This is a genomic window from Candidatus Methylomirabilota bacterium, from assembly GCA_036001065.1.
GTDB lineage: Bacteria > Methylomirabilota > Methylomirabilia > Rokubacteriales > CSP1-6 > MNEF01.
This window is the reverse complement of record DASYUQ010000040.1, coordinates 1-7,810: the sequence shown is the minus strand read 5'-3', so window position 1 is coordinate 7,810 and position 7,810 is coordinate 1. Positions and strand designations below refer to the sequence as shown.

8 protein-coding genes and 1 tRNA gene are annotated in these 7,810 nt (G+C 70.0%); 4 read left to right on the top strand and 5 right to left on the bottom strand.

Annotated elements, in window-relative coordinates; genetic code table 11:
- A partial coding sequence (locus tag VGV13_03590; GenBank protein ID HEV8640161.1) for a tetratricopeptide repeat protein occupies window positions 1–1,485 on the top strand: 1,485 nt, incomplete at its 5' end.
- Window positions 1,486–1,526: 41 nt separating this feature from the next.
- Here the strand turns inward: VGV13_03590 and VGV13_03585 are convergent.
- Window positions 1,527–2,345: an SDR family oxidoreductase gene (locus tag VGV13_03585; GenBank protein ID HEV8640160.1), complete on the bottom strand. Its 819-nt coding sequence runs from the start codon at window positions 2,343–2,345 to the stop codon at window positions 1,527–1,529.
- 128 nt (window positions 2,346–2,473) lie between these two features.
- Between VGV13_03585 and VGV13_03580 the strand changes: the two genes are divergently transcribed.
- A tRNA-Asp gene (locus VGV13_03580) sits at window positions 2,474–2,551 on the top strand.
- Window positions 2,552–2,701: 150 nt separating this feature from the next.
- Window positions 2,702–3,415 carry an outer membrane beta-barrel protein gene (locus VGV13_03575; GenBank protein HEV8640159.1) on the top strand — a complete coding sequence of 238 codons (714 nt, stop codon included), beginning with the start codon at window positions 2,702–2,704 and terminating at the stop codon, window positions 3,413–3,415.
- Window positions 3,416–3,566: 151 nt separating this feature from the next.
- Here the strand turns inward: VGV13_03575 and VGV13_03570 are convergent, their stop codons facing one another.
- A complete protein-coding gene (locus VGV13_03570) occupies window positions 3,567–4,244 on the bottom strand; it encodes an NTPase (protein ID HEV8640158.1) in 678 nt (225 codons plus the stop codon).
- Here VGV13_03570 and VGV13_03565 point away from each other — a divergent pair.
- Window positions 4,243–4,434 carry a hypothetical protein gene (locus tag VGV13_03565; GenBank protein ID HEV8640157.1) on the top strand — a complete coding sequence of 64 codons (192 nt, stop codon included), beginning with the start codon at window positions 4,243–4,245 and terminating at the stop codon, window positions 4,432–4,434. The genes VGV13_03570 and VGV13_03565 overlap by 2 nt on opposite strands.
- A gap of 82 nt (window positions 4,435–4,516) precedes the next feature.
- Here the strand turns inward: VGV13_03565 and dut are convergent, their stop codons facing one another.
- Genes dut through VGV13_03550 form a run of 3 tightly spaced genes read right to left on the bottom strand, consistent with a single transcriptional unit; the run spans window position 4,517 to window position 7,489 of the window.
- Window positions 4,517–4,963: a dUTP diphosphatase gene (gene dut, locus VGV13_03560; protein ID HEV8640156.1), complete on the bottom strand. Its 447-nt coding sequence runs from the start codon at window positions 4,961–4,963 to the stop codon at window positions 4,517–4,519.
- Window positions 4,950–5,465, bottom strand: coding sequence for a YetF domain-containing protein (locus tag VGV13_03555; GenBank protein ID HEV8640155.1), 516 nt, complete (start codon window positions 5,463–5,465; stop codon window positions 4,950–4,952). The genes dut and VGV13_03555 overlap by 14 nt, the downstream gene beginning before the upstream one ends.
- Before the next feature lie 53 nt (window positions 5,466–5,518).
- Window positions 5,519–7,489: a cyclic nucleotide-binding domain-containing protein gene (locus tag VGV13_03550; protein ID HEV8640154.1), complete on the bottom strand. Its 1,971-nt coding sequence runs from the start codon at window positions 7,487–7,489 to the stop codon at window positions 5,519–5,521.
- Window positions 7,490–7,810 lie beyond the last annotated feature (321 nt).

Sequence of the window (7,810 nt, the reverse complement as noted above, 5' to 3'; positions counted from 1 at the left end):
CAGGCGATCGTCGATTTCGACGACAAGCGCTACGACGCCGCGCTCGCGAACCTCCGCCGCGCGCTTCAGATCGAGCCCGATCACGTCGAGGCACTCTACTACACGGGCGTCGTGCACATGGCGCAGCGGCGTCCGGCCCAGGCGGTTCCCTTTCTCGAGCGCGCGCGGGCGAAGTCGCCGACCGATCCGTCGATCGCCTTTCAGCTGGGGCTGGCCTACTTCGCCCAGGAGCAGTACGACCGCGCCGAGCCACTCCTCGAGCAGGTCTTCCGCGCGCAGCCGGCGCTGGACGGCCTGGGCTACTACGTGGGGTTCATCAGGTACCGCAGGAAGGACTACCGGGGCGCCCTGCGGGCCTTCCGGGCGGGGCGGGCCAGCGACCCCGAAATCCAGCAGCTCACGCGCGTGTACAGCGGCCTGGCGCTGGCCGCGGTCGGCCTGCCCCGACAGGCGGCCGCCGAGGTGGAGCAGGCCCTGCGCCTGGCTCCGGGATCACCGGTCACCGGCCCCGCCGAGCGTCTGCGCGACGCCGTGGTCGCTGCGCGGGAGAAGGAGCGCCGGTTCTCGGCCGAGGTGCGGGTGGGTGTGTTCTTCGACGACAACGTGCGCGTGCTGCCCAACGCCGTGGACCGCGACGACCCCAACGCCGACCCCACCGTCTCGGCCATTCGCAGCCAGAGCCGCAAGTCGCGCGATTCCATCGGCGAGCTGCTCGGCGTCCGCGCGGAGTACGTCTGGTGGCGGACGCCGGACTGGGAGTCGGCCGTCGGCTACTCGTTCTTCCTCTCGAACTACAACGACGTCCCCTCCTTCAACATCCTCGATCACCTGGTGACCGGCAGCCTCGTGCACAAGAACGCCATCGGGACGATGCCGATCCAGGTCGGGATGCAGTACGCCTTCGACGCGCTGTTCCTGGGCGGGCCCGTGTTCGTGCAGCGCCACACCGCCACGCTCTTCGGCGCCATCGCCGAGAGCGACCAGCATCTGACCCAGGTTCTCAGCCGCTATCAGAACAAGGACTTCCACGAGCGGGAGGGCACCCCCGTGCGCGAGATACGGGACGCCGACAACTGGATGGCGGGGATCCAGCATTTCCTGCGATTCTCGGAGGACCGGCACTACCTCAAGCTCGGCTACCAGTTCGACTACGAGAATGCGGAAGGCCGGAACTACTCGTACCGCGGTCATCGCATCCTCACCGGCGCGCAGTACACGCTGCCCTGGGGGTCCATCCGGCTCAAGTACGATCTGGACCTGCACCTGCGCCGCTACGCCTACGCCAACTCGATCCTGCCGGGCAACGACCCCGGCCGCCGCCGGCGCCACGACGAGGAGGTCACCCACACGATCCGCGTCGAGGTGCCACTCCGGTATCGCCTGACGCTGGTGGGGGAATTCCTCAAGACGGACAACCGGTCGAACCTCGAGGTGTTCGACTACAACCGGAACGTCACCTCGCTCTCGCTCGTCTGGTCGTACTGAATTCGCGCGGGCGCCGCGCCCGCGGGCCGGAGGGCGATTGGTCAGGGCCGACCGGGGTCGGTCCGGGCCCGGATGCCGAAGAGCCGCACGCTCCACACGTAGAGCCACGGCAGGTGGCGACGCACGAAGACCGTCACCTTGCCCAGCCACGTGACGACCACCTCGCGACGGCGCCGCGCGACCGCGCGCACGATCTGGCGGGCCGCCCGGTCGGCGCTCATGCGCACCCACGCCGGTGCGGGGTGGCGGGCCTCGGGATGACGCACGCCGCGGCGATCGACCTGGTGGATCTCGGTGTCGACGAACCCGGGACTGACGAGCGTGACGGACACGCCCGACGGCGCCAGCTCGAAGGCGAGCGCCTCGGCGAGGGCCCGAACGGCGAACTTGCTCATCGCGTAGGCCGAGGAGCCGGGCGTGGCCACGTGGCCGCTGACACTTCCCACGATCACCAGGTGCCCGCGCGCGCGCCGGAGCTCGGCGAGGCCGGCGTAGATCGTGCGCAGCACGCCGAAGACGTTGGTCTCGAGCTGCCGGCGGTAGTCCTCCAGCGTGAGCCCGTCGAGCCGGCCGACGACGCCGAAGCCGGCGTTGGCGACCAGCACGTCGATCCTTCCCAGCTCGGCGGTCGTGCGCGCGACGGCGCGCTCGAGGTCGCCGTCCTTGGTGACGTCGCACGGCAGCACCAGCGCGCGGCGGCCGGCCGCCGCCAGCTCGGCCGCGAGCGCTTCGAGGCGATCCAGGCGCCGCGCGGCGAGCGCGAGGTCGGCGCCCTGGCGGCCCAACTCGCGGGCGAGCGCAGCGCCGATCCCCGAGGAGGCGCCCGTGATGAAGGCCACCCGCCCGGCGAAGGTCCCCATGCGACGGCGATCATCGGGCCCGAGACTCCGCTCGTCAAGCGGCCGCACCTGCGGCCGACGTAGCCTCTCGCGGGACGGCGTCACGTTGACCCCCCGGGGAGGCGCGTGATAGCGTGTGAAGGCTGCGCGGGCTCGTGGTGCAGCCTGGTTAGCACACTGGACTGTCAATCCAGAGGTCGCGGGTTCAAGTCCCGTCGAGCCCGCCATTCGCATCGAGCGGTCAGGGGGGGCAGCGCGGGCGCTGCCCCTCTGACCTGCCCCAACGGCTTTTCGACCACCTCTGCAGTTGAGTTCCGTGGCGCCGCCGGGTCTCCGATCCGGCTGCCGGCGGCCGAGACCGCAGCAAGGAGCTGGCGATGGCGCGAATGACAGCGTGGCGTCTGATCTTCGCAGTCCTCGGCTTGACGATGGTGGCGGTGCCTCCGGCTGGGGGCGAGTGGTTCGCCGACCTGTACGCCGGCCGCGCCTCCACGGAGAGTCGGGACATCTCGGTCAGAGGCACGCTGTCCGGCGTCGCGGTCGACGGCAAGCTCACGGATGTCGACTTCGACAGCTCGTTGGCCTTCGGCGCTCGCCTCGGTCACTGGTTCGACGCGCTCCGGTTCGTCGGCGTCGCCGTGGATGTGTCGTACTTCGAGGCGAACATCAGCTCGCAGACGGTGACCCCGAGAGGAACCCTGGCTGGTCCGCTGCTGGGCGTTCCCGCGGGCGCTTCCTTCACGGGGCCGGTCAGGCTCGGTCACACCGACATCAACGTCACCGCATTCTCCGTGGACCTCATGCTACGGTGGCCGCTGCTGACGAGTGAGAAGTTCCCGCGCGGCCGCCTGCAGCCCTATCTCACGGCCGGGCCGGGCCTGTACCTCACCGACGTCCAGCATTTCGACCTGGGCGCCTCGCCCGGGGTCAAAGCGGGGGCGGGGCTGACCTGGCTCTTCACGAAGGACATCGGCGTGTTTGCCGAGTATCGAGCGACGTACTTCGAGCCCGAGGTGGAATCCGGGCGCATCAGGCTGAACACGACGATCGATACCCGCCTGATCCTGGGCGGGCTCACCGCCCGCTTCTAGTTATCGGAGGGGGCGGACGTTACGGCCCCCTCCGAGACCTCCCCCCGGATGGGTTGCGCCGGCAGAGCCGGCGCTCGAACGGCAGATCTCCAGCGTTGCTTCGACGAGCTTCTGACTCGCGAACCGCCGCCGGCGGCCGGTCCCTCGTCGCTCACGAGCCGTGAGCCCCCTGGCGCGCGATCAGATCCGCGAGGTCCCCGGGAACGGCGTGGCGGTTGGCGGGCGTCACCTCGATGAGGCGCACGGCGTCGTGCCGCTTGATCGTCTCGGCCCACGGGTGCGACGGCCTGAGGATGGTGCCCAGCACGGGGACGCCGCTCGCCAGCGCCGCCTCGACCGCCAGACGGAACGCGGCCGACGTCATCTCCATCCTTCCGATCTCGTCGATGACCACCAGGGCGCGTCGGCGGACGGCGTCGTGGATGGCCGGCACACCGATGCGGTCGAGCGCCGCGACATCCACCCCGTACTTGCCCACGTGGGGTCCGCTGCGGTGCTGCACGTGGGCCAGGATGGCGCGCTCCCCGCTCAGCGTGACCAGCGCGAAGCCGACGCGCCGATCCTGCTCACGGATCTCTTCCGTGAAGAACCCCCCGGCCGGGAGGGAGGCCAACCGTTCCAGCACCCGGCGCAGGCAGGTGGTCTTTCCCACGCCGGGACGACCGGTCAGGAGCCAGACCCGCTCGGGCGATCTCAAAAGGGCGCGCGCGCCACCGTCCAGCGTCCTGCTGTCGGCATCGTCCTTGCTGTGATTGTCCTTGCGGTGGTCGAGCAGTGCAATCCCTGGCAACGGCGGAAGGAGGGCACACACGATGTTTGGGAGCTTCATGCTCGGGTTGATCATGGGCGGTGCGGCGGTGTGGTTTTACGGGCGGGAGATCGGCGGGTACGTCGACGACAAGACCCGCGCGGCGCGCGGCAAGGCTGCCGATACTCTGCAGGCGGCTGCCGAAGGTCTGCAGTCGGCGAAAGAGACGATCCAGGGCGGAATCGCGGGCAAGGAGCGCCGGGCGGGCTAGTGCCGTTCCAACTTGTTGATACTAAATCTGTCCACGAACGACGTACACGGTGCCTTCCTAGGCGCGAATAGTTGGAACGGCACTAGGCGCCGGTCGACCCGAAGCCGCCACTGCCGCGGTCGCTGGGCGGCAGCTCGTCCACTTCGGCGAACTGCACCCGCTCGACCCGCTGTAGCACGAGCTGGGCGATACGTTCGCCGCGCCCGAAGCTCACCGGCTTGGCGTCGTGGTTGACCAGCAGCACCTTGACCTCCCCCCGGTAGCCGGGGTCGATCAGGCCGGGGGCGTTCAGCACGGTCACCCCCTGCCGGAGCGCCAGTCCGGAGCGCGGCAGGACGAAGCCCGCGTAGCCCTGGGGGATCGCGACTGCGATGCCGGTGGGGACCAGCGCGCGGGCGCCCGGCGCCAGCGTCACCGGCGCGGCCGCGCAAAGGTCGAGCCCGGCGTCCTCCTCGCGCTGGTACGTCGGGAGCGGCAGGTCCGGATCGAGTCGGCGGACGGCGACGCGGACCACGTCAGGGGACCACAGGGGGAGGCTCGTCCCCGGGGCGGCCCTTGCCCGCGAAGGGGATGACGCTGATGCCGCCGTTCTCCTCGAGCATTGCGAAGCGGACCTCGCCCGGCTCCACCACGCCGTTCCGCCGGAGCGCCGCCAGGAGCTCCTCGGTGGTGATACGTTCCATCTTTAGATTCTGGTGAAGCAGGCGGCCGTTGTGGATCAGGAGGGTGGGGGTCGGCTCCAACAGGTGACGCGCCAGCTTCGAGCGGAAGGTCAGCTCCACGACGCCGGCGTTGAGCCCGAAGATCGTGACGGCGCCGATGAGCCCGCCGGTCAGCGAGGTGTCATCGCCGATGATCGCGTTCTGAACGACGTTGGAGATGATCAGCAGGACGACGAGGTCGAACGGCGTGAGCTGGCCCACCTGGCGCTTGCCGCTGAACCGGAAGGCCACGAGCATGAAGACGTAGATGATGGCCGCGCGGAGCACCTTTTCCCACACGGGCACGCCGGGCATGAAGATGTCGCTCATCGCTTCTTCTTCTCCTCTGAAAGGATTCTGCGTCGGTCAGGAGGCTGGCAGCGCTAGGAGCGGGTGGCGCGCTCGCTCCGCTCGCGATCGGTCGAGACCACCAGCTCGCTGAGCTGCCGCAACAGCTCCATGGTGAGCTGCGGCCGGTTGCGGATCAGCCAGTCCAGCCGCTCGTTCCGGATGATGAGGAGCTCGACGTCGCTGAGGGCGACGGCCGCCGCCGAGCGCGGCGAGCGGCGGAAGAGCGCCATCTGGCCGAACAGCTCGCCTTCGCCCAGGGTGTTGAGCACCCGCTCCTGCCCGTCGAGGAGCCGGCGGATCTCGACCGTCCCGCCATGGACGACGTAGGCCTCGCCGTGAGGATCCTCGCCTTCCTTGAAGATGACCTCGCCCGCCTTGAACCGTCGCCGCTCGACGTCGCCCAGGGTGAGGTTCTTGTAGATCTCGAGGCCGATGGAGGGCAGCGACGACTTGGCCTCCACGGGCAGGCGCGCGTTGGCCCAGCCGCCCAGCCCACCCTTGAGGATCCGCACATTGGTGTAGCCGCGCTGGCGGAGCAGCAGGGTGATCCGCGCGCTCGTCTGCTCGTCGGGGCTGGTGCAGTAGGTGACGATGAGCTGCTTGGGGTCGGCCTCCAGCACGATGCGTCCCGCCTCGACGTCCTCCGGCTCCAGCCGGACGGCGCTGGGGAGCTTCAGCGGGCTCGTCTCGTAGTCGGTCTTGGTGCGGACGTCGACCAGCAGCGGGTTCAGCCCCTTCTCGATGAACCCGATGACTTGTGGCGGGTGCACGCGGAAGCGGTTGCGCCACCAGCGGCGCGCGCCCATGCCTCCGTAGACGCCGGCGCTGAGCAGCGTGATGCCCAGCGTGGCCCAGGCCCACGGAAACGGCCGGGGCGGCGGGTTCTTGACCTTGAACTCCGCCTCGGCCAGGGCGCGCTTGACGTCGGGGAGATTGGGCTGGAGGCGGTTGGCCTCCTGGAACCTCGCGACGGCGACGGAGTAGCGCTCCGCGAAGAAGGCCTGGAGGCCCGCGGCCCAGACGGGGTTGAAGGCGCTCTCCCCGGGGGTCTTGACGGCGGTCCCTTGCAGGAACTTCAGTACGTCCCGGGCGGGGATCAGGAAGTTGAAGCCCTGGACGATCGCCCCGCCGGCGGGGGAGAGCGACACGAAGGTCATCACGCCGACCAGGGTGGCCTCGTCACCGATCGCCGGTCCGCCGCTGTTGCCGTGGGCGGCCGGCGCGTCGGTCTGGATCACCTCCTGGCCGATCGCGTCCTGCTTGAAGCCGGAGACCGCGCCGTTCGTCACCGACGCTTCCATCGAGACGCTCTGGTTGAGCAGCTCGTGGGAGAGGACGACCCCGGGGAAGCCGAGGATGTGGATCGGGTCGCCGATCTGGGCGTCGCGCGTGGAGATCGCGAGGGCCGGATAGACGCCCGCAGCCACGCGGAGCAGCGCGAGGTCGCGGCCGGAGTCCGGCACCGGGCGGCCGGTGGCGTCGAGCAGCAGCGGCGCGCTGAACTTCTTGACCTCGGCGGGGAGCCGGGTGCCGTTCGAGAGCAGGACCGTGAGCGACGGCAGCGGCGTGAACTTCAGCCCCGCCATGGCGCGGTCCGTCAGCTCGCGGCGGATGCGGTCCTCGGCGTCGGGCCGCTGGCCGCGCATGAGCCCCTGGGCGCGGAGCGCCGGCTCGACGCACGCCTGGTCGATCGCCTTCTTCTTCAGCTCGTGCGCCACCCAGGGGGGCAGGCGGTGCACCGGATCGACGACGTGCGCGTTGGTGATCAGCCAGCCGCGGCCGTCCACGAGCCACCCGGTGCCCGTCTCGACGAAGGGCGAGGGTTTCACCGTGACCGGCCCCTGGCCACAGTTCATCGTGACTTCCGCGTCGACGCGCGCGGTGATGAGGGCGACGGCGGGTTTGGCCCGGAGGATCGCCTCCTGTACCGTCAGACCCGCGGCGCGCGACGGGAGCACCAGCCACGCGGCGGCGAGCGCGGCTCCCAGCAGCCGGCGCTTCATGGCACCGCACGGTACCACGGAGCGCGTCCCCTTTGCACCCCGCGGGCGCCCGGCGCCCCGCGCGTCGGCGCTCCCAGCTAGGTGACGTTTCGCGTCCGCCGACTGCCGAGATTTGGCAGTCAGGGAGGATCGCGGCGGAGGGCGGGGGTCGTGGGTTCGTGTTGTATTCCAGGATGTTTCTTCCCTCGGCACCGGCGCTGCTAGAATCGCCTTGCGGGAGGCCATTATCGTTATGCTGCGCAGGGGACGCCCCGGGGTGGGCGACCGGCGGGGCTTCACGATGACCGAGCTGCTGGTCGTGCTCGCGATCGTGGGCATCCT

Excerpts from the sequence above, each read along its gene's own strand:
- VGV13_03585 (HEV8640160.1), bottom strand. The coding sequence starts at position 2,345 with ATGGGGACCTTCGCCGGGCGGGTGGCCTTCATCACGGGCGCCTCCTCG.
- VGV13_03575 (HEV8640159.1), top strand. The coding sequence starts at position 2,702 with ATGGCGCGAATGACAGCGTGGCGTCTGATCTTCGCAGTCCTCGGCTTG.
- VGV13_03565 (HEV8640157.1), top strand. The coding sequence starts at position 4,243 with ATGCTCGGGTTGATCATGGGCGGTGCGGCGGTGTGGTTTTACGGGCGG.
- VGV13_03570 (HEV8640158.1), bottom strand. The coding sequence starts at position 4,244 with ATGAAGCTCCCAAACATCGTGTGTGCCCTCCTTCCGCCGTTGCCAGGG.
- VGV13_03555 (HEV8640155.1), bottom strand. The coding sequence starts at position 5,465 with ATGAGCGACATCTTCATGCCCGGCGTGCCCGTGTGGGAAAAGGTGCTC.
- VGV13_03550 (HEV8640154.1), bottom strand. The coding sequence starts at position 7,489 with ATGAAGCGCCGGCTGCTGGGAGCCGCGCTCGCCGCCGCGTGGCTGGTG.